This window comes from Vibrio aestuarianus (assembly GCF_028858425.1).
Classification (GTDB): Bacteria; Pseudomonadota; Gammaproteobacteria; order Enterobacterales; family Vibrionaceae; genus Vibrio; species Vibrio aestuarianus.
In genome coordinates this window covers 875,510-897,586 of record NZ_JAKNYQ010000001.1, presented here as the reverse complement: position 1 = coordinate 897,586, position 22,077 = coordinate 875,510, and the positions used below count along the sequence as shown (strand labels likewise).

The 22,077-nt window shown below is 44.5% G+C and carries 12 protein-coding genes and 1 other annotated feature; of the genes, 6 read left to right on the top strand and 6 right to left on the bottom strand.

The genetic code is table 11. The features are described from left to right. Nucleotides 1-7: 7 nt before the first annotated feature. Together thrA and thrL are read right to left on the bottom strand one after the other, a co-directional pair. Nucleotides 8-2,467 carry a bifunctional aspartate kinase/homoserine dehydrogenase I gene (thrA, locus tag MCT08_RS04275; RefSeq protein WP_261915157.1) on the bottom strand — a complete coding sequence of 820 codons (2,460 nt, stop codon included), beginning with the start codon at nucleotides 2,465-2,467 and terminating at the stop codon, nucleotides 8-10. Between the two features lie 29 nt (nucleotides 2,468-2,496). After that, nucleotides 2,497-2,614: a sequence feature (Thr leader region), on the bottom strand. After that, nucleotides 2,552-2,629 (bottom strand): thr operon leader peptide, encoded by a 78-nt coding sequence (gene thrL / locus MCT08_RS04270; RefSeq protein WP_080996368.1) that lies wholly within the window; start codon nucleotides 2,627-2,629, stop codon nucleotides 2,552-2,554. Its footprint overlaps the feature before it by 63 nt. 285 nt (nucleotides 2,630-2,914) lie before the next feature. On the opposite strand from thrL, the gene MCT08_RS04265 reads away from it, so the two are divergent. Further along, nucleotides 2,915-3,379 carry a hypothetical protein gene (locus tag MCT08_RS04265; protein WP_425609322.1) on the top strand — a complete coding sequence of 155 codons (465 nt, stop codon included), beginning with the start codon at nucleotides 2,915-2,917 and terminating at the stop codon, nucleotides 3,377-3,379. Here the strand turns inward: MCT08_RS04265 and MCT08_RS04260 are convergent. Next, entirely contained in the window at nucleotides 3,376-3,861 is a 486-nt protein-coding gene (locus MCT08_RS04260; protein ID WP_053310807.1) for a putative 4-hydroxy-4-methyl-2-oxoglutarate aldolase, read from the bottom strand. The genes MCT08_RS04265 and MCT08_RS04260 overlap by 4 nt on opposite strands. 712 nt (nucleotides 3,862-4,573) lie before the next feature. On the opposite strand from MCT08_RS04260, the gene arcA reads away from it, so the two are divergent. Next, nucleotides 4,574-5,290, top strand: coding sequence for a two-component system response regulator ArcA (gene arcA / locus MCT08_RS04255; RefSeq protein WP_274677936.1), 717 nt, complete (start codon nucleotides 4,574-4,576; stop codon nucleotides 5,288-5,290). Between the two features lie 69 nt (nucleotides 5,291-5,359). Here the strand turns inward: arcA and MCT08_RS04250 are convergent, their stop codons facing one another. From MCT08_RS04250 to mnmL, 3 genes are all read right to left on the bottom strand, one after another. Then, a complete protein-coding gene (locus tag MCT08_RS04250) occupies nucleotides 5,360-5,815 on the bottom strand; it encodes a hypothetical protein (protein WP_168521119.1) in 456 nt (151 codons plus the stop codon). Between the two features lie 4 nt (nucleotides 5,816-5,819). Next, the gene (gene arcB / locus MCT08_RS04245; RefSeq protein WP_274677935.1) at nucleotides 5,820-8,159 is read right to left on the bottom strand and encodes an aerobic respiration two-component sensor histidine kinase ArcB; all 2,340 of its coding nucleotides are present in this window, start codon (nucleotides 8,157-8,159) and stop codon (nucleotides 5,820-5,822) included. Between the two features lie 97 nt (nucleotides 8,160-8,256). Beyond that, on the bottom strand, nucleotides 8,257-9,192 hold the full coding sequence (gene mnmL, locus MCT08_RS04240) for a tRNA modification radical SAM protein MnmL/YtqA (RefSeq protein ID WP_168786546.1): 936 nt from the start codon (nucleotides 9,190-9,192) through the stop codon (nucleotides 8,257-8,259). A gap of 539 nt (nucleotides 9,193-9,731) precedes the next feature. Here mnmL and gltB (MCT08_RS04235) point away from each other — a divergent pair. The 4 genes from gltB (MCT08_RS04235) (at nucleotide 9,732) to MCT08_RS04220 (ending at nucleotide 22,051) form a co-directional block, all read left to right on the top strand. Further along, on the top strand, nucleotides 9,732-14,279 hold the full coding sequence (gene gltB, locus MCT08_RS04235; RefSeq protein WP_053310802.1) for a glutamate synthase large subunit: 4,548 nt from the start codon (nucleotides 9,732-9,734) through the stop codon (nucleotides 14,277-14,279). Then, on the top strand, nucleotides 14,279-15,748 hold the full coding sequence (locus MCT08_RS04230) for a glutamate synthase subunit beta (protein ID WP_053310801.1): 1,470 nt from the start codon (nucleotides 14,279-14,281) through the stop codon (nucleotides 15,746-15,748). Before gltB (MCT08_RS04235) ends, MCT08_RS04230 begins: the two co-directional genes overlap by 1 nt. 408 nt (nucleotides 15,749-16,156) lie before the next feature. Continuing rightward, a complete protein-coding gene (gltB, locus tag MCT08_RS04225; protein WP_274677934.1) occupies nucleotides 16,157-20,620 on the top strand; it encodes a glutamate synthase large subunit in 4,464 nt (1,487 codons plus the stop codon). An 18-nt stretch (nucleotides 20,621-20,638) separates the two neighbouring features. Next, nucleotides 20,639-22,051 (top strand): FAD-dependent oxidoreductase, encoded by a 1,413-nt coding sequence (locus tag MCT08_RS04220; RefSeq protein ID WP_274677933.1) that lies wholly within the window; start codon nucleotides 20,639-20,641, stop codon nucleotides 22,049-22,051. The last annotated feature ends 26 nt before the right edge of the window (nucleotides 22,052-22,077 follow it).

Genomic DNA, 22,077 nt, shown 5'->3' with positions numbered 1-22,077 from the left:
TCATTGACTAAACTCCTAATTTCCAACCCAGTGTACGCATCACATCTGAAAAGACGCCTGCTGCTGTCACTTCAGTACCCGCACCATAGCCACGCAGAACGAGTGGAATTGGTTGATAATAACGACTGAAGAAGGCAAGAGCATTTTCACCATCTTTGACTTTGAACATAGGGTCATTTTCATCCACGGCGGCAATACGTACTTTACACTTCCCATCCGCGATTTCACCTAGATAACGTAGAACCTTACCTTCTTCGGCCGCTTTCGAAGATAAATCTTGGAAATACGCATCAGCTTGGGGTAAACGAGCCATGAACTCTTCAACACTTCCTGAAATATCAAAGCCAGGTGGTAGAGCAAGATCAACTTGTACGTCATCTAACTCTAAAGGCATTCCCGCTTCACGAGCGAGAATCAACAGTTTGCGCGCAACATCCATACCCGACAAATCATCACGAGGATCTGGCTCTGTAAACCCTTTATCTTTAGCCAGTGTAGTGGCTTGGCTTAGTGTCATTCCTTCATCTAGCTTACCAAAAATGAAAGAAAGCGACCCAGAAAGAATACCGTTGAATTTTTCAAGCTCATCACCTGCAGCAATTAGATTTTGTAGGTTTTCAATTACGGGTAAACCTGCGCCAACTGTTGTTTCATACATCAATTTACGACGAGAGCTACGGGCCACCTCTCGCAACTGATGGTAATAAGCCATGCTCGCTGTGTTCGCTTTCTTATTCGGAGTAACGACGTGGAAACCCGCCGCTAAAAATTCAGCATATTGATTAGCGATGACTTCGCTAGAAGTACAATCGACAAGCACAGGATTAATAATATGGTTGCGCTGCACAAGAGAAATTAACCTCGCAAGACTAAACTCTTCACTCGCCGCAGACATTCTGTCTCGCCAATGCTCAAGGGGAAGACCATCACTATCAAGTAACAAACCTTTACTATTAGCAAGGCCGCACACACGGATAATGATGCCTTTTTCGGCCAACGTTGCTTGCTGGCGGTTGATCTGGTCGACAAGTTCACCACCAACACCACCAACACCCACCACGAACACATCCAAGAAATGCTTAGAATTGAAGAGATTTTCATGGCACGCTTTAATCGCTTCGGCAATTTTGTCTTCAGGGATTACAGCAGAAATGGCTCGTTCAGAAGAGCCCTGAGCAATCGCCACGATATTAACGTGAACTTCGGCTAACGAAGCAAAGAACTGCGAAGCAACACCACGAGAAGTGCGCATTCCGTCGCCCACTAGCGTTACAATCGCCACATCATTCATGAACTCTACAGGCTCCAGTAAGCCATCTTTTAGCTCAAGCTCAAAAGCTTCTGACAACGCTTTTTGCGCAAGTGCTTTGTCTTGCGCCTCAATACAGAAGCTAATGCTGTACTCTGAAGAAGACTGAGTGATCAAAACAATCGAAACACCGGCAGCAGACATAGCACCAAAGACTCGGCTAGCCATACCGACCATGCCTTTCATACCTGGGCCTGAAACGTTAACCATCGTCAAGTTATTGAGTGTGGTAATACCTTTTATCGCCAGCTTATCTTCGCCTGTATCTTGGCCAATTAGTGTGCCAGCACCTTGCGGATTGAAACTGTTTTTGATCAGACAAGGGATATGGAATTGCGCAATAGGGGCAATGGTTTTTGGATGCAACACGGAAGCACCAAAGTAAGAAAGCTCCATCGCTTCTTGGTAGCTCAACGACTTGAGTAAACGAGCATCATCAACTAGGCGCGGATCACAGTTATACACCCCATCCACATCAGTCCAAATCTCGCAGCAGTCGGCGCGTAAACAAGCAGCCAGCACTGCCGCTGAGTAGTCAGAACCATTACGACCTAAACAGACCAATTCACCTTTTTCATTACCAGCGGTAAAACCAGGCATGATATTAACGTGATCATGTGGTAGAGGTTTCTGTTTAAAGTTTTGCGTAGAAATTTCAACATCAACCATCGCCTCAAGGTGATCACCTTGAGCAAAAAGATACTCAACAGGATCAATTAGCGATGCCGGTTGCCCTTTCGCTTCAAGTACAGCCTTCATCAGTTGGATGGAGATTCGCTCACCTTTACTGATAATACGAGCATTAACATTATCGGGGCACATACCCAACAAACTCATCCCATGCACAAACTGGCGCAATTGAGAGAGTGATGTTTTTACTTGGTTATCAAATGCGCTGCCATCGACAGTGGGAACTTGTGCTTTAATGGCTGAAAATAACGCTTGAAATGATGATTCAAGCTCTGCAATTTGCAGTTCAGCCTCACCATTACGTAAAGCACTCTCAATAACCGCTACCAATTTATTGGTGGTTTTGCCTGGTGCAGACAAAACTACGGCAACTTCTTCTTGTTGCGCATTGTTAGCAATGATATCTGCTGCCCTTAAAAAACGATCAGCATCAGCTAACGATGAACCTCCAAACTTTAATACTCGCATCCCTTCCTCCAAAACATTCTAAATTGGTATAAAAAAAGGCCTGTATCTGGTGGGATACAGGCCTTTTTTGAAAAAATTTTTCGCTTAGCAGCCCGCCCCAACATGTGTAATGTCGGTAATAATAATGGTGGTGGTCATTACTACTAGGCTGTGCTGTAACATAGGAAAACTTTCTATACTCGTGTATTTGCTTGCCTCTACGTTTACCTTATTTAGCGATCATTAGTCAATTAAAATCTGTTATTTTTTAACTAACGCCACAGCGTAGTGAGTCAAAAACCAAACCCCGGCAATGAAACTTATTACATAACCAATTCGATAGCATATCTAATAAGCAAATAACTAAATGCTATATAACTCTACCTGTCATTGATGATATTTTGTGCTTTAATTATGGTCAGTGCAGTGGATGCAGTACCCAAAAATAATAAACATAAGGAGAGATGAATGAAGTTGACGATCACACTTGCTTTGTCTTTTTTTATCTCTTTACCTAGTATGGCGAACATCTTGCCGTTACTGCCTTCAGAGCAAGTTAAGTCGCCACATCGACTATTTGTTTTAAGTGAAAATGATAGCCAAAGCTTTGACAGCTGGACAATTGATAGTGGCTATTCTTACAGCATATTTGAAGATTTGGATGTGTATGTTGGAGCAAGGATCAATAATTCCGGGAACAGTGAAAGTGGTGGCTTTCTAAGTGGCATTCGTTATCAATTAACCCCGAAGCTATCGTTAAAAAGCACCTTGCGTTCAGCAAATAGTACACCAGAAAATGATAAACGAGCTGATGCAGTCTCTGCTGAACTTTCCAGCCGACTGCAGCTCTCTGAAAATATCGACTTGCACGCCACTCTCGATTATCAAGAGTGGCAACAGGGTGTTGAGTTTGGGCTCGGATTCCGTTTTTAGTTCCAATCCAAAGCTTGAGTTGATGTTAAAACACCATTCCAATCGGCATAAATGTAATCACCAGGTTGAATCATCTGTTTGAGAATAGTCAGGGTTACATTTACTTCACCTGCTCCTTTTTTCTCAGTCTTAATAGGGCAAGCACCTAGAGCTTTAATCCCAAGGTCCATTTGCGAAAGCATACCCACATCACGCACCGCGCCATACACAATGATTCCTTCCCACTCATTTTCTATGGCCATAATCGCTAGCTGATCACCTAGCAACGCCTTATGGCAAGAACCATTACCATCAACAACCAATACTTTGCCTTTGCCATTTTGACTCAAAACATCACGAACTTTCGAGTTGTCGTGATAACAACGTACAGTAACAATTTCTCCCCAAAATGCGCTTTTGAGACCAAACGTTTGTAGAGGTAAGTTTAGTAAAGTCACTTGTGACTCATATTTGTCACAAATATCTGGCGTTATATCTATCATCATTCTTCCTTGGATTATTGTTAATTATTTTGAATTCAAGCGATTGTGGATGAGGTTTGTTAAAGCTAAGAACGGAATTCACTCCCACAATGCATAACACTTTGCTCAAATAATCTAAACACGATGCAAAGCAACACTTGCATAGAATAAGCAACATTTACTACCTAAATGTCAGCAAAATACTCGATTTTTATACTAATGGATTTTATCATAGTACGTATTTCACATCTGTAAACGTTGATTTTTTACGCAATTCTCATTTTTTGACAAGAATCTATCAAGCGGGTTCCACCTTATCACAAAAGCAGGTTAAGACTTGACGTGCTTATTGTTCACACAAAATATCCAAATCGAGTGATGTTCAAAGCCCGTCTCTCGTATTGGGGAAATATTCCGTAAGTTTACAACTGCGCAAGGCTATTAATATTTGTTACATTAGAACTATTGATGTAAATCAACAAAGTGATTGGAATTAACATTCAGTCATTGTTAGCATGCTGTTAACATTATAGAATCCGCGTCAGAAACTAATAGAACAGTAGAGGGCACGGAGACCTCGATGCTAAAGATATCTATGGATGGCGGGCGACTGAAGTGAGTGTATTTTTCAAAACTTTGGTTTATGATTTAACAACAGATTACCTGTATGTTACGTTTTTTGCCTAGAATTAATTCTATTAGCACAATTTTTTCACAAGTTTAGGTACCGCCAATGCAAACCCCGCAGATCCTTATCGTTGAAGATGAGCAAGTAACTCGTAACACTCTTAAGAGTATTTTTGAAGCAGAGGGATACGCTGTTTTTGAAGCCAGTAACGGTGAAGAAATGCACCACGCACTGTCTGATAACTCAATAAACTTGGTAATTATGGACATCAACTTACCAGGTAAAAATGGCCTTCTGTTAGCTCGCGAACTTCGTGAACAAGCGAATGTTGCGCTAATGTTTCTGACTGGTCGTGACAACGAAGTCGATAAAATTCTTGGTCTAGAAATTGGCGCGGATGACTACATCACGAAGCCATTTAACCCACGAGAATTAACCATTCGTGCTCGTAACCTTTTAAGCCGATCAATGAATGCCAATACCACGCAAGAAGAAAAGCGTAGTGTTGAGAAGTACGAATTCAATGGTTGGATTTTAGATATCAACAGCCGCTCTTTGGTTAATCCTGATGGCGAAGGCTACAAGTTACCACGTTCAGAATTCCGTGCACTTCTACACTTCTGTGAGAACCCAGGTAAAATTCAAACTCGTGCTGATCTATTGAAGAAAATGACCGGTCGTGAACTTAAGCCTCATGATCGCACTGTTGATGTGACCATCCGTCGTATCCGTAAGCATTTTGAGTCAGTATCAGGTACTCCTGAAATCATAGCTACGATTCATGGCGAAGGCTACCGCTTTTGTGGTGACCTAGAGGACTAATATCCTCTCATTATGCTGATTAAAAAAGCCCTTTAACTCACGTTAAAGGGCTTTTTGTTATCAACAAGCTTAATAGACTTTATCTATCATTACGCCACGGTCAATCAACCACTGCGCTTTTTCGCCATCACTCAACTGCAACGCGATATCGACAGCTTCATCCGTATTTGCCTCTATTTGACGTTCAAAGACGACTTCCCACTGATTCTCACTGTAAGTACGTAATTCCAGTGAATCACTATCCACAATCCAACTGCGGCTACCTTGCTGAATAACCAATGCATCAACGGTTAAATTAGCAGGTAATACCGCTGATGAATCTAATCTTAAAGTGCCATGTAAAGCTGGTGTTGCCGGCGTCTCTTCATCACTGATTGCTGGCATTTGATTCATCCATAAAGTACTTTTTAGCCCAATGGTGATATTTGATACCACCGCTAGGTTATCTTGTTGCCAATCGATTTGTGGAGAGCTACATCCAGCCAACAAGGCCATAGCGAGTGAAGCTAACGCGATTTTTTTCATAATATTACCTTTGAGCTAACCATTGTTTTAATACTTGGATATCGTGCTGATAACCATTTTTGATTTCATCAACCCAATCACCTATATTTTCCCACCACGCGGGCAAGTCTGGCGATTGCGCTTTTTGAGCTACATTTTGAATATGCTTAAGGCCTATCGAGCCTGCTGCACCTTTAATTTTGTGTGCTTCAGAGACAATTCCAGCCTGATCTTTGGCGACCATATTCGAATCAAGCACTTCGATATAACTGGGCATCATCTCTTCGAACATCTGGATACTTTCCAAAACGGGTTTTGGTCCAACGATATCAACATAGGATTCAAGCATATCAATATCTAGTAAGTGTGTGCTTACTTCATTACTATCTTCCACCGTTTTGTCTTCAGGTTGCGGCAAGTCAGCCACTAACTCACGGTCTGTAAACTTTGCAATGATCATTTGAACGGCAGAGACAGACAACGGTTTGCTTATCGCATCATCCATGCCTTTTTGTAAGTATTCCGTTTTATTCTTCAGTACATTCGCCGTTAGTGCAACCAATGGCGGCAATTTAGAATACTTGTCTCGATAATAAGCCGCAACATCAAAACCCGTCATATCCGGCAATTGAATATCTAAAAAGACTAGGTCGTACTCTTCGGGCACAAACATTTGTAAGGCCTCTTCACCAGTCATTGCAACGGAGACCGTATGACCCAAACTTTCAAGTAGTGAGCGAGCCACAGTGACATTGAGTTCTATGTCTTCAACCATAAAGATATTTAAACTTCTTTGAGGGGCAGAGATTAGTGGCTGAAAATGCGCATCTTGCGATAAAGGAACGCGAATCGACACAGTAAACGTACTTCCGAACCCTTCTTCGCTACTTACTGATATATCGCCATCCATTAAATTAATTAACTGACGAGAAACTGCAAGACCGATCCCCGTTCCAACTGCATGTAGGTTGTCCTTACCAGATTTAACTTGGTAATACATTGCAAATATTTTATCAAGTTCAGCTTCAGGAATCCCAATACCGGTATCCTCAACTTCCATTACAATATGGGCAAATTGATCTTCCACATCGGCGCTTACTGTCATCACTACGCCACCTTCTTTGGTGAATTTCATCGCATTACTGATTAAATTCCATAAGACTTGGCGCAGGCGAGTGGCATCAACTTCGATCGCAACAGGTAAGTCACTGAGCCTTTCAAGATCAAACCTTAGCCCTTTCTGCTCTGCCATCAACGCAGAAATGCTTTCAATTTCCGCAACAAACTCTTCAAAATTTAACGGCGCAGGAAGCAACTCAAGTTTGCGGCGATCAAACTTATCCATGTCAATAATGTCATTAAAGATATTGCCCAACGTGATGGCACTGACGTTGATGGTTTGCATGTGCTTACGTTGTTCAGGAGTTAACGTGCTATCAAGTAGCATTCGACTTAGCCCTACAATGCCATTGAGCGGCGTGCGTAATTCATGACTGATGGTCGAAATAAAGGTGGTCTTGTCACGACTCGCCTTTTCTAAAGATTCTTGGTTACGTTTACGCTCGGTAATATCACGGCCGAAACCGACCAAGCCTAAATGACGCCCATCTTTGCTGTAAAAAGGCACTTTACGTAATTCAAAATAGTTCTTACGACCATCTGGGTATTCGAGCCACTGTTCATAAGTCAGAGCTTGGTTGTCTGCAAACACTCTTTCGTCTGTTTCGACTATCTGTTGTGCAACTTCTTTGCTGTAGACATCCCAAGGCGTAAGGCCGACCAATTGATTTTCGCGCTTACCTGTTAGCTCTTCCATAGCGCGGTTACAACCAGAAAATACACCGTTAGCATTGCGGTAATAGATTAAGTCAGGAGAGGCATCAATAAACGAACGTAATAAGGCGGTTCGCTCTGCAAGTTCAAGCTGGGTTTTTTCGCGTTGATAGACTTCATTTTCTAAATCTGCCATCGCCTCTTCACGAGCTTCTTCAGCTTTGATTCTTTCCTCAATTTCTTGGTTTAGTTTGACAATATTTTGTTGCAGCTTGTAGTTCAATTCTTGGTCACGCAAACGCATATCTTTCAATTTTGAAACCAATTTGGAAAGACGCTGACGTGACTCTTCCAGTTGATCAACAACGACCGACAAAAAGTAAACCGCCCACGGCGTGATCAACAAGCCAAAGAATACCGAACGTACAATATCGATATCATCCACGTGACCGTTGAGAACTAATGTGATTCCAACTTGCACCACAACCGCCAGTGCAACCAGCGCAAGAGCAAGCAGAATGGAGAAACGAAGAATGCCCAGCTTAACCAACAGGTCGACATAATACTGGGCAAGGTTTTTCATGGGTTTCATTAAACGCTCCATGCGATAACAGTATGGCTAGTCTAACGTGTTTATCGCTAATTCGTCAGCCAAGTTAATCACAGGGATTTGCTAAAACGTCAAATATTTAACTATTTGGCAGGGAATAGATAAACGGTCTATTTAATAATGAACCTTGAGCACCATCTTTATCTAATGCTCGGCCAATTTCGGTCATCGCTAACCAGCGATTTTCACACCAAAGTGGAGCTAGTAATGTCGGCCGACGGGCGGCAGAAGAGACTCTGTGATACACCACTTCAGGTGGGGTCATACGAATCAGTTCACTCGCGATCGAAACGTATTCCTCTAAAGCTGGGGCTTCTAACTTTCCAGCACGCCAAGCTTTGGCCATAGTGCTACCTTCTACAATATGTAACCCATGCAACTTAATGCCATCGGTTCCAACCGCTAGCACTTGCTGTAAAGTTTCTACATTGTCATCTCGGGTCTCCTTAGGTAACCCAACGATCAAATGCGTGCAGACTTTAATACCAAGCGCACGAGCCCGCTGAGTGATCTTGGCATAACATTCAAAATCATGACCACGATTAATACGTTTCAGCGTGTCGTTATTAGCCGTTTGTAACCCCAGTTCAAGCCAAATCTCATAGCCTTGTTGCACGTAACCAGAAAGCAGATCCAACACGGCATCTGGTACACAGTCAGGGCGAGTACCGACGCACAAGCCAACAATATCTGCCGCTTTAAGTGCTTGTTGATACATATTTTTCAGCACCTGAACTTCAGCGTAAGTACTGGTGTAAGCCTGAAAATACGCTAAGTATTTTTTGGCACGCTTAATTTCACCGGCCCGATCGGTCAGTTGCTGTTCAATACTCTGGATTTGAGTTTGTTCATCAACAAAAGAAGAGACGTTACAGAACGTGCACCCTCCTCGACCAATCGTGCCGTCCCTATTTGGACAACTAAAGCCACCATGTAAGGTGAGCTTATGAACTTTTTCGCCGTAACGTCGCTGAAGATCTTGGCCAATAGTATTAACCAGTTGGTGCAATTGCATTGATGAAGAACCACTCATAGATAGTAATGAATATCAATTCGATTAATGTAACTAAATTACATCCCTGCAAATTAAATCCACAAAGGTTACCCCTTTCAAACACAATGCCACCTAATAAAAATCAATAAACATGCAGAAAAACTGTGTTATTTGCGCAATGTTGCGACATTGTTAAACAAAATATGCATTTTTAACGAAAAAAATGGGCGACTAAAGCGAGTTTTCGTTGGAATTCCCATAAACAAAATTGTAGGATACTTACACAACCGCCCTATTTTTTGTGATATTTATTACACAAATGAATGCGGAAAAATCGGTGATATTCAGCACTCACCTATATAAACCACTACAAAGTGGCATTAATAAATTGAATATCACTAAGGAATGTTTTTCTCGCAATATTTTTCCTGTGAGAAACGGAAAGGACTCGAACTCGCCAATCACCGGTGGGTTTAAATTGATAACAATTAAAGGACAAGTCGCATCGCTAAGTATGCCTTAGCCAACGTGCGTCTAAATTGAACTGGAAGGATGTATCTATGGTAGATAGAGAGCAGAATTCACGAGGTCTATATACTCCTGAATTGGAGCATGACGCTTGTGGTATCGGTTTTGTTGCTCACTTAAAAAACCGTAAGTCTCACGCGGTTGTGACTCAAGCACTGGACATGCTTGCTCGCATGGAACACCGCGGCGGACAAGGCTGTGACCCATGCTCGGGTGACGGTGCCGGTATTTTGCTACAAAAACCTCATGAATTTTTACTTGAAGAAGCTGTTAAACTAGGTATTAAACTGCCTTCTTTTGAAAAATACGGTGTCGGTGTAGTGCTGTTTCCTAAAGATGAGCACAAACGCGCACAATGTCGTGATATTTTAGAACGCAACGCTAAGCGTCTAGAATTAGAAGTAATTGGCTACCGTGTTCTTCCTACCGACAACTCAATGATCGGTGCCGACCCGCTTAGCACTGAACCGCAATTTGAACATGTGTTTATCTCTGGCGGCCCAAGCACCACACCAGAAGAGCTGGAACGTAAACTTTATGTATTACGCAACTACACCGTTCGTGTTTGCTTAGAAAGTATTTCAAACATTGGGGATGATTTTTACATCAACTCAATGTCATACAAAACCTTGGTTTATAAAGGTCAGCTAACGACAGAGCAAGTACCGCAGTACTTCCTTGACCTACAAAATCCGACCATGGTGACAGCGCTTGCACTAGTACACTCTCGCTTCTCTACCAATACATTCCCGAAATGGCGTTTGGCGCAACCTTTCCGTTATATTGCTCACAATGGTGAGATCAATACCGTTCGCGGAAACTTGAACTGGATGAAAGCGCGTGAAGCGATCCTTGAGTCGGATCTCTTTAGTCAAGCCGAAATTGATATGCTACTTCCTATTTGTCAGGAAGGCAGCTCAGACTCATCAAACTTCGATATGGCACTGGAACTTCTCGTGCTTTCAGGTCGCAGCTTGCCACACGCGTTAATGATGATGATCCCAGAAGCGTGGCAAGAAAATAAAAACATGGATCCAACGCGTCGTGCATTCTATCAATACCACGCAAACCTTATGGAACCATGGGATGGCCCAGCCTCTGTTTGTTTCACCGACGGAGTTCAAGTGGGTGCCACACTAGACCGAAATGGTTTACGTCCTTCTCGCTATACCGTCACTAAAGATGATTTCTTGGTCATGGCATCTGAGTCTGGTGTGGTTGAAATTGCTCCAGAAAACGTTGAATATCGTGGTCGTTTGCAGCCTGGCCGTATCTTTGTTGCCGACCTTGAACAAGGCCGTATCATCTCTGATGAAGAAGTAAAAGATACCATTGCCAGCGCCCAGCCTTATGCAAAGTGGGTTGAAGACAACCTACTGAGCTTGAATAAGTTACCAGAGGCAAGCAACCAATATAGCCAACCAACGCCAGAACGCTTAATGTCTCGTCAACAGTCATTCGGTGTCAGCTCTGAAGAAGTGAATGAAATCATTCTTCCATTGGCAAAAACGGGTTACGAGCCACTTTCTGCCATGGGCGCTGACTGGCCATTAGCGGTGTTATCGCATCAATCTCAGCACCTTTCTAACTACTTCAAGCAGTTATTTGCTCAGGTAACCAACCCACCGATCGACCCGATCCGTGAGCGTATGGTGATGTCTCTAAACACCTATTTAGGTAAAGATCAAAATCTACTGACTGAAACGGCCCTTCACTGCCAAAAAGTAGAATTGGAATCTCCTGTTCTTTCTAACTCTGAACTTGAAAAATTACGTGCGATTGATAACGAGCACCTTCAAGCAAAGACGTTAGATATCGTATTCCAAGCAAATGAGGATCAGGGCAAGCTAGAACGTGCTCTTAAACGTATTTGCCAATATGCTGAAGATGCTGTCATTGACGGTTATTCAATTATCTTACTGACTGACCGAGCGGTAAACTCCAACCATGCAGCTATCCCTGCAATGTTGGCAGTAGGCGCGGTTCATCACCACTTAATCCGTAAAGGTTTGCGTGCGAAATGTGCCATTGTGGTTGAAACGGGTGATGCGCGTGAAACGCACCACTTCGCGACCTTAATTGGCTATGGTGCAAACGCGGTTAACCCTTACTTGGTTATTGAAACCATTATTGAACTGCAACGCACCAAAAAACTGGATCCAAATACATCGGCTAAAGAGCTGTTTGCTAATTACCGTAAAGGGATCAATGGCGGTCTGCTGAAAATCTTCTCTAAAATGGGCATCTCAACGCTGCAGTCTTACCACGGTGCACAGATCTTTGAAGCACTGGGGATCAGCAAATCGGTGGTCGATAAATACTTCACTGGCACGGTTTCTCGTATCCAAGGTTTAACCATTGATGACATCGCAAAAGAAGTACTGGTTCGTCACCGTGTTGGTTACCCAACTCGTGAAGTGCCAGTACAAGTATTGGATGTGGGGGGTGTTTATCAGTGGAAACAACGAGGTGAAAAACACCTATTTAACCCAGAAACTATCTCGCTACTGCAACAGTCGACTCGCAATAAAGATTACGAGCAGTTCAAGCAATATGCCCAAGCTGTTGATTCTCAAGGTGACAACGCTGCAACGCTGCGTAGCCAACTTGACTTTGTAAAAAATCCAGCTGGCTCTATTCCGCTTGCTGAAGTCGAGCCTGTGGAAAATATCTTAAAGCGTTTTGCAACCGGTGCGATGTCTTTTGGTTCAATCTCTTACGAAGCTCACTCAACCTTAGCGGTTGCGATGAACCGTATCGGTGCGAAATCAAACTCTGGTGAAGGTGGTGAAGACCCAACTCGTTTCGAGCGTAAAGAAAACGGTGACTGGGAACGCTCAGCCATTAAACAGGTTGCTTCTGGTCGCTTTGGTGTGACGTCTTACTACCTTACTAATGCTGATGAGCTACAAATCAAAATGGCTCAAGGTGCTAAACCAGGTGAAGGTGGACAACTTCCAGGTGATAAAGTCGACGATTGGATCGGTGCAACTCGTCACTCTACTCCTGGAGTCGGCCTGATTTCACCACCACCACACCATGATATTTACTCAATCGAAGATTTGGCTCAGCTTATCTACGACTTGAAAAACGCTAACCGTTCGGGCCGTGTCAATGTGAAGCTCGTGTCGGAAGCGGGTGTCGGTACTATTGCTTCAGGCGTAGCAAAAGCAAAAGCAGATGTGGTACTTATCGCTGGTTTTGATGGTGGTACAGGTGCATCGCCAATGTCATCAATCCGCCATACTGGTTTGCCATGGGAACTTGGTCTGGCTGAAACTCACCAGACGTTGCTTAAAAATGGTCTACGCAACCGTATTGTTGTACAAAGCGATGGCCAGATGAAGACACCTCGTGACTTAGCTGTAGCAACCTTGCTTGGTGCAGAAGAGTGGGGGATCGCAACGGCTGCACTTGTCGTTGAAGGCTGTATCATGATGCGTAAGTGTCATAAAAATACCTGTCCTGTCGGCATTGCAACTCAAAACAAAACACTACGTGAACGTTTCGATGGTCGTGTAGAAGATGTCGTTACCTTCTTCCATTACATGGCTGAGGGTCTGCGTGAAGTAATGGCTGAACTTGGCTTCCGCACCATTGATGAAATGGTTGGTCAGTCACATAAATTGAAAGTTCGCGAAGACATCAACCACTGGAAATATAAGAACCTTGACTTGTCACCGGTGCTTTATATTGAACAGCCACGCGCAGAAGATGGTATCTATTGCCAAACCAAGCAAAATCACCAACTTGAAAATGTACTGGACCGTCAGTTGATTCAAGCAGCGATTCCAGCGTTAGAGAAAGGTGAAGCGGTTAATGCGACGTTCCCTATCGTCAATACAGACCGCAGCACTGGAACAATGCTCTCGAATGAAATTTCGAAAGTATACAAAGACCAAGGCTTACCACAACCGATGAACGTCAAGTTTAACGGCTCTGCGGGTCAATCTTTTGGGGCTTTCTTAGCTAAAGGCGTCAAATTTGAAGTAGAAGGTGATGCGAACGATTACTGGGGTAAAGGTTTATCTGGCGGTACGTTGGTGCTCTACCCTGACGCACGTTCAACAATTATTGCTGAAGATAACATCGTTGTCGGTAACGTTTGTTTCTACGGCGCGACTTCTGGTGAATCCTACATTCGCGGCTTAGCTGGTGAGCGTTTCTGTGTTCGTAACTCTGGAGCGAAAGTGGTTGTCGAAGGGGTTGGTGATCACGGTTGTGAATACATGACTGGCGGCGTTGCGGTTGTGCTAGGTTCAACAGGTCGCAACTTTGCGGCTGGTATGAGTGGCGGTGTTGCATACGTTTGGAACAAAGCCGGTGACTTCGAGTCCAAACTCAACCCTGAGCTGGTTGATCTGGATCCACTAGAGCAAGAAGATAAAGATCTGCTGCGTGAAATGCTGTCCAAGCATGTTCAATTCACAGGAAGTGAAGTCGCTCAGTCATTCCTCGACAATTTTGAAGCAAGTTTGACTGATATGGTCAAAGTAATGCCGCGTGATTACAAAGCAGTACTTCAAAAGCGTAAGGCTGAAGCTGAGCAAGTACAAACGGAAGAAGTGGAGGCCGTATAATGGGTAAGCCTACTGGATTTTTAGAACATGGTCGCGAGCTTCCGCAGAAGCTCGACCCTTCAGTTCGTATTCAAGACAACAAAGAATTTGTTCTCAATGAAGAATTTGGCAGCAAGATTAACACTCAAGCTTCTCGCTGTATGGACTGTGGCGTGCCGTTTTGTCATAACGGCTGCCCAATCGGTAACATTATTCCTGAATTCAATGACGCGGTGTATCGCGACAGTTGGGAAGAAGCTTGGAAAATCTTAAGCTCAACCAATAACTTCCCTGAATTTACAGGACGTGTTTGCCCTGCACCTTGTGAAAGTGCTTGTGTACTTGGGATTAACCAAGATCCAATCACCATCTGTAATATCGAAAAAACCATTGTTGAGACCGCTTACCGTGAAGGCTATGCGAAGCCTAAAACGCCTCGCTCACGCACCGGGAAAACGGTTGCCATTATCGGCTCGGGTCCTGCTGGTCTAGCCGCCGCAGAGCAGCTCAACAGCGCAGGTCACTCCGTAACCGTGTTTGAACGCGATGAAAAAGTGGGAGGGTTACTGCGCTTTGGTATTCCTGATTTCAAACTCGGTATGGATATAATTGATCGCAAAATTAACCTGATGGCAGAAGCTGGGGTTGAGTTTAAAGTCAACCAGCACATTGGTGTCGATGTTAACGCACAGCAGCTACGCCAAGAGTTTGATGTCGTATTGCTCACTGGTGGTTCAACCGTGCCACGCAACCTACCGATCCCAGGTCGTGAACTCAAAGGCGTACACTTCGCCATGGAATTCCTCGGCCAAAACAACCGCCGCGCCAATAACATGGATCTTAAAACTGAAGAGATCCATGCGAAAGGCAAACACGTGGTGGTGATTGGTGGTGGTGATACTGGTTCTGACTGTGTCGGTACATCAAATCGCCATGGCGCAGCGAGCATTACCCAAGTTGAAATCATGCCAATGCCTGCAGATAAACGCCCGGCAAATATGCCTTGGCCTCAGTATCCAATGATTTTGCGTACCTCAACTTCTCATGAAGAAGGTTGTGAACGTCACTGGAACATCTTAACCAAAGAATTCATTGGTAATGAGCAAGGTCAAGTCACGGGTCTACGCCTTGCCGACATCGTTTGGCAAGATGCAGCTCCTGGTGAACGTCCAACGTTTGAAGAAGTTGCAGGCACTGAACGCGTTATTGCTTGTGATATGGCTTTCTTGGCGATGGGCTTTTTGCATCCGGAACCGCATGGAGTGCTTGCTCAGCTCGATATTAAACTTGATGAGCGCGGTAACGTTGCTACGCAAGGTTTTGCAACTAACCAAAAAGGCGTGTTCGCAGCGGGTGATATGCGTACTGGCCAATCTTTGGTTGTCCGCTGCATCAATGAAGGTCGCGAGTGCGCTCGTGAAATTGATGCCTACCTGATGGGTGGTACTAACCTCGAAGCAAAAGCAAGTTCGCTGATGCTTTCAGCCTAACAGCTCAATACTCTCCTGCGTTTATCGACGTAGGAGAGTGTCTGAATCAAACGATTCCTTCCAATTTTTACTTTTTGGCCAGCACTCCCTGCTGGCCTTTTTTGTTGTTTTTCTTATTAGATGAAATTTCAATTGTTAATAAATGGTAACAACAAAAACACTATCACATTGAATACATTAGTTTAATTCAGACAATTACATGGTAAATCGCATTCCAACGTGATTTTTCACCAAGAACTTGACCTTATCCATAATAAGCTATAGCTTGTGAAGTCAGTGAAAATTAAATTGACCATTTTTGTTAAAATTAAAATCAAAAATGGCACATGAATACGCACTAAAAATAATAAAAATAGAATAGTTAGTCATTTACTGTCTGGATGACAGAGAAGCAAAGGGAGAATTGCAATGGCTCTATATGATCCAAGTTTGGAGAAAGACAACTGTGGATTTGGTTTGATCGCGCATATGGAAGGTCAAACTAGTCATAAATTAGTAAGAACGGCGATTGCAGCATTAGATCGCATGACTCACCGAGGCGGCATCGCAGCCGATGGTAAAACCGGTGATGGCTGTGGCTTATTGCTTCAAAAGCCAGATTCATACCTCAAACTTATCGCCGAAGAAAAAGGGTGGAAGCTCAGTAAGCAATACGCTATCGGCATGATTTTCCTCAGCCAAGACCCAACTAAAGCGCAAGCCGCGCGCGATATTATCAACCAACAATTAGCACAAGAAACGCTCACTGTTACGGGCTGGCGCACTGTGCCAACCAATAAAAGTGTTCTTGGACCTATCGCGGCAGACTCCGTCCCTGATATTCAGCAGGTCTTTATTTCAGCGCCTGCCGGCTGGCGTGAAAGAGATGTTGAACGACGCTTATACATTGCTCGCCGCCGTATTGAAAAGCAGATCACCGATGATCGCGATTTCTATATCTGCTCACTATCAACACAAGTTATTGTTTATAAAGGCTTGTGTATGCCTGCGGATCTACCACGCTTTTATCTCGATCTTGCCGACTTACGCATGGAATCTGCCATTTGCTTGTTCCACCAGCGTTTCTCAACCAATACCCAACCCCGTTGGCCGCTTGCTCAACCGTTCCGCTACTTAGCGCACAATGGTGAAATCAACACTATTGAAGGTAATCGTCAATGGGCAAGAGCCCGTGCTTATAAATTTGCTTCACCGCTATTGCCCGATCTACAAACAGCGGCTCCGTTCGTTAATGAGACAGGTTCGGACTCTTCCAGTCTCGACAATATGCTTGACCTCTTTTTAGCTGGCGGCATGGATATCTTCCGAGCAATGCGTATGTTGGTACCGCCAGCATGGCAAAACCACCCCGATATGGACCCAGATCTTCGTGCTTTCTATGACTTTAACTCAAAACACATGGAACCATGGGATGGTCCGGCTGGCATCGTCTTGTCTGATGGACGTTACGCCGCCTGTAACTTGGATCGCAACGGCCTGCGCCCTGCCCGTTATGTCATAACCAAAGATAAGCTCATTACCCTCGCCTCTGAAGTTGGCATTTGGGATTACGCCCCCGATGAAGTGGCAGAAAAAGGGCGTGTTGGACCTGGTGAACTGTTGGTGATCGATACTCGCCAAGGCAAACTTTGGCAATCCAGTGAAATCGATAATGATCTAAAAAACCGTCATCCTTATGGCGAATGGATGAAAAATAACGTCCATCGATTAACTCCATTCTCTGAACTCAGTGACGATTTGGTGGGCGAACGCAGCTTCGATAATGACGAGCTAAAAACCTATCAAAAACAGTTTGCGATGAGCAACGAAGAGATCGATCAAGTGCTGCGCGTGCTGGGTGATGTGGGACAAGAAGCCGTAGGTTCGATGGGTGACGATACGCCGATGGCGGTACTTTCATCAAAAGAACGCTTGGTAACCGACTATTTCCGCCAGAAATTTGCACAAGTCACCAACCCACCTATCGATCCACTGCGTGAAAAACATGTGATGTCTCTTGCCACTAGCGTCGGTCAAGAGATGAACGTCTTTTGCGAAACCGATGGCCATGCGTATCGTGTGACGTTTGACTCTCCAGTTTTACTTTATTCAGATATGCAACAACTGCTTAATCTAAGTGATAAACACTATCGACATAGCCGGTTGGATATCAATTACGATCCCAAACAAAAAGATCTCCAGCAAGCACTGCTCGATATATGTACACAAGCAGAACAAGAAGTTCGCCAAGGATCTGTACTGATCGTATTGTCAGATAGAGCATTAACCAAAGAGACGCTACCTATTCCAGCAGCCATGGCGGTAGGCGCAGTACAAACTCGCTTAGTAGAAGCGAACCTACGCTGTGATGCCAATATTATCGTTGAAACCGCCACCGCGCGTGATCCTCATCAGTTTGCAGTCCTACTTGGCTTTGGTGCCACAGCCGTTTACCCCTACCTTGCTTACGAAACATTAAGCAAGATGATCGATGACGGTACCTTAGAAAAAAGCTATCGCGAAGTGATGCAAAACTATCGCTACGGTATTGATAAAGGCTTATTGAAGATCATGTCCAAAATGGGCATTTCGACCATCGCCTCTTACCGTTGTTCACAATTATTTGAAGCGGTAGGCCTGCATAATGACGTCGTCAATTTGTGTTTTAAAGGAGTCACAACTCGCATTCAAGGCGCTAATTTTGATGATTTTCAACAAGATCTTTATAACCTTGCGCGCAAAGCTTGGACCAAACGTAAAACTCTGGAACATGGCGGACTGCTGAAATATGTACACGGTGGTGAGTATCATGCTTACAACCCTGATGTGGTTGGCACATTACAACAAGCCGTAAAATCAGGTGAAACATCTGATTACAAGGCTTTTGCTCAGCAGGTCAACGCTCGCCCAGCGGCAATGTTGCGTGACCTACTCAAGCTAAAAAAATCAGCCACACCTTTAACGCTAGATCAAATCGAGCCGAATACCGAGCTATTTAAACGCTTCGATTCTGCCGCAATGTCCATTGGAGCATTAAGCCCAGAAGCACATGAAGCGCTCGCGACTGCCATGAACCGTTTAGGTGGCTATTCGAACTCTGGTGAAGGTGGTGAAGATCCACGCCGCTTTGGTACCGAGCGAAACTCTCGTATCAAGCAGGTTGCCTCGGGGCGCTTTGGTGTGACACCGCATTACTTAACCAATGCTGATGTATTACAAATTAAAGTTGCCCAAGGTGCAAAACCAGGGGAAGGCGGACAACTGCCCGGCCATAAAGTGACCGCAGAAATTGCCAAGTTGCGTTATTCAGTGCAAGGGGTAACCTTAATTTCCCCACCACCGCACCATGATATCTATTCAATTGAAGATTTAGCGCAGCTTATTTTCGACCTTAAACAGGTAAACCCCAAAGCGCTGATTTCGGTCAAACTCGTTTCAGAACCGGGCGTTGGCACTATTGCTACCGGTGTGGCTAAAGCCTACGCTGACCTTATCACCATTTCAGGTTACGACGGCGGTACAGCAGCAAGTCCACTCACATCAGTTAAATACGCAGGCAGCCCGTGGGAACTTGGTTTGGCAGAAACCCAACAAGCATTAGTCGCTAATGGCTTACGTCATAAAATTCGTTTACAAGTAGATGGCGGATTAAAGACCGGCCTTGATGTGGTTAAAGGCGCTATTCTCGGTGCAGAAAGCTTTGGGTTTGGTACTGCACCTATGGTCGCAATGGGCTGTAAATTCTTACGTATTTGCCATTTAAATAACTGCGCGACTGGTGTCGCAACACAAGATGAAACGCTGCGTAAAGAGTATTTCAAAGGCCTACCAGAAATGGTGATGAACTATTTCATCGGCCTTGCCGATGAAGTGCGCGGATACCTAGCAGAGTTGGGCGTTGAAAAACTCACCGACTTGATTGGCCGTACAGACTTACTGGAAGTCGTCGCTGGGATGACTGCCAAACAAAGCAAGCTTGATCTATCTGGCTTGTTAGAAGCACCGGTATCTCAACAGCATCATCCGCTATATTGGACTGAACCAAACACACCGTTTGATAAAGCTCAACTTAACCAACAGATCGTTGACGATGCGCTAAGCGCCGTCGAATCTCAACAATCGCTCAACCTATATTACAACGTGCGAAATACGGACCGCTCTATTGGTGCACGCTTATCGGGTGAAATCGCTAAGCGCTATGGGAACCAAGGCGTGGCAGCCTCACCGATTAAAATTCACCTTGACGGTACCGCAGGCCAATCTTTCGGGGTATGGAATGCTGGTGGTGTTGAATTATATCTGACTGGTGATGCAAACGACTATGTCGGTAAAGGCATGGCTGGGGGTAAGTTAGTGATCAAACCACACCTTGGCACAACCTTTAATTGCCATGAAGCAACCATTGTCGGCAATACTTGTTTATATGGCGCAACTGGTGGAAAACTGTTTGCAGCAGGTAAAGCTGGCGAACGTTTTGGCGTGCGTAATTCAGGGACCATCACCGTCATCGAAGGTGCTGGTGATAACGCTTGTGAGTACATGACTGGCGGTATTGTTGCCATTCTTGGGGCAACAGGAGTGAACTTTGGCGCTGGTATGACTGGTGGATTTGCGTACGTGATGGACGAAAATGGGGATTTCCAAGGTCGTGTTAACGGTGAATCTGTCGAGGCCGTTTCATTGCAAGATTTATACATCCACCAAGAACATTTACGTGGTTTAATCGCCGAGCATTTGGAAGAAACCGGTTCAGTTCATGCCGAACATATTCTCGCAAACTTTGATGAATGGATACCAAAGTTCTATCTCGTTAAACCACAAGCTGCCGATCTCAGCACACTACTAGGCCATCAAAGCCGTAGTGCCGCAGAGCTGCGCGTTCAAGCACAATAATTGGAAGGAGCCAGATTTATGAGCCAGAACGTATACCAATTTATTGATGTAAGTCGAGTTGACCCGGCGAAGAAACCGATCACTATTCGTAAAATTGAATTTGTCGAGATCTACGAACCATTCACTAAGCAGCAAGCAACCGCCCAAGCTGACCGCTGTTTAGATTGTGGTAACCCGTACTGTGAGTGGAAATGCCCAGTACATAACTATATTCCACAGTGGTTAAAACTCGCCAATGAAGGGCGAATTATTGAAGCGGCAGAGCTTTCTCATCAAACCAACAGCTTGCCAGAAGTGTGTGGCCGAGTATGCCCTCAAGATCGTTTATGTGAAGGTTCTTGTACACTCAACAATGACTTTGGCGCAGTAACGATTGGTAATATTGAAAAATACATTACCGATAAAGCCTTTGAAATGGGTTGGACACCTGACATGTCAAATGTCGAGTGGACAGATAAAAAAGTCGCGATTATTGGTGCAGGACCAGCCGGTTTGGCGGCGGCGGATGTTTTAGTGCGCAATGGAGTCAAACCCGTTGTGTTCGATCGATATCCAGAGATCGGCGGCTTGCTCACCTTCGGTATTCCATCTTTTAAATTGGAAAAAGGCGTAATGGAAAATCGCCGTCGCATCTTTAGTGAAATGGGCGTTGAATTCCAACTCAATGTTGAAGTAGGCAAAGATATTGAGCTGCAAAGCTTAGTTGATGATTACGACGCGGTATTTCTTGGCGTTGGCACTTATCAAAATATGCGCGCAGGCCTTGCCAACGAAGAAGCCGAGGGCGTTTACGATGCTCTACCCTTTTTAGTGTCTAATACATATAAAGTGATGGGACTGGAATCAGAGCAACCTTTTATTGATATGGCCAATAAGAAAGTCGTCGTTTTAGGCGGTGGTGATACGGCTATGGACTGTGTTCGAACCTCTATTCGCCAAAATGCGGAGCAAGTCATTTGTGCTTATCGCCGAGATGAAGAGAACATGCCAGGTTCTCGCCGTGAAGTAAAAAATGCGAAAGAAGAAGGCGTTGAATTTATGTTCAACCTTCAACCACTAGGCATTGAAACCAATGCAACTGGTCAAGTGACCGGGGTAAAAGTGGTAAAAACAGCTTTAGGAACAGCCGATGAAGCAGGACGTCGTCGCCCAGAACCGGTAGCAGGTAGTGAACACGTACTCGCTGCCGATGCGGTAATCATGGCTTTTGGCTTCCAACCTCATGCTATGCCTTGGCTTGAACCATTTGGTGTTGAGCTTGATCAGTGGGGAAGAATTAAAGCGCCTTCTGTGCAGTCCTTCCAATACCAAACTAGCAATGAAAAAATCTTCGCTGGTGGTGATGTGGTTCGCGGCTCTGATTTAGTCGTCACCGCCATTGATGAGGGCCGTAAAGCTGCTGAAGGAATACTTGATTACTTAGAGCTTTAAGTCTTAACTACTAAAAACCCAATACC

Coding starts and splice junctions, on each gene's coding strand:
- gltB (WP_053310802.1), top strand. CDS start 9,732: ATGGTAGATAGAGAGCAGAATTCACGAGGTCTATATACTCCTGAATTG.
- MCT08_RS04230 (WP_053310801.1), top strand. CDS start 14,279: ATGGGTAAGCCTACTGGATTTTTAGAACATGGTCGCGAGCTTCCGCAG.
- MCT08_RS04220 (WP_274677933.1), top strand. CDS start 20,639: ATGAGCCAGAACGTATACCAATTTATTGATGTAAGTCGAGTTGACCCG.
- MCT08_RS04260 (WP_053310807.1), bottom strand. CDS start 3,861: ATGATAGATATAACGCCAGATATTTGTGACAAATATGAGTCACAAGTG.
- thrL (WP_080996368.1), bottom strand. CDS start 2,629: ATGTTACAGCACAGCCTAGTAGTAATGACCACCACCATTATTATTACC.
- MCT08_RS04265 (WP_425609322.1), top strand. CDS start 2,915: ATGAAGTTGACGATCACACTTGCTTTGTCTTTTTTTATCTCTTTACCT.
- mnmL (WP_168786546.1), bottom strand. CDS start 9,192: ATGCAATTGCACCAACTGGTTAATACTATTGGCCAAGATCTTCAGCGA.
- gltB (WP_274677934.1), top strand. CDS start 16,157: ATGGCTCTATATGATCCAAGTTTGGAGAAAGACAACTGTGGATTTGGT.
- MCT08_RS04250 (WP_168521119.1), bottom strand. CDS start 5,815: ATGAAAAAAATCGCGTTAGCTTCACTCGCTATGGCCTTGTTGGCTGGA.
- arcB (WP_274677935.1), bottom strand. CDS start 8,159: ATGAAACCCATGAAAAACCTTGCCCAGTATTATGTCGACCTGTTGGTT.
- thrA (WP_261915157.1), bottom strand. CDS start 2,467: ATGCGAGTATTAAAGTTTGGAGGTTCATCGTTAGCTGATGCTGATCGT.
- arcA (WP_274677936.1), top strand. CDS start 4,574: ATGCAAACCCCGCAGATCCTTATCGTTGAAGATGAGCAAGTAACTCGT.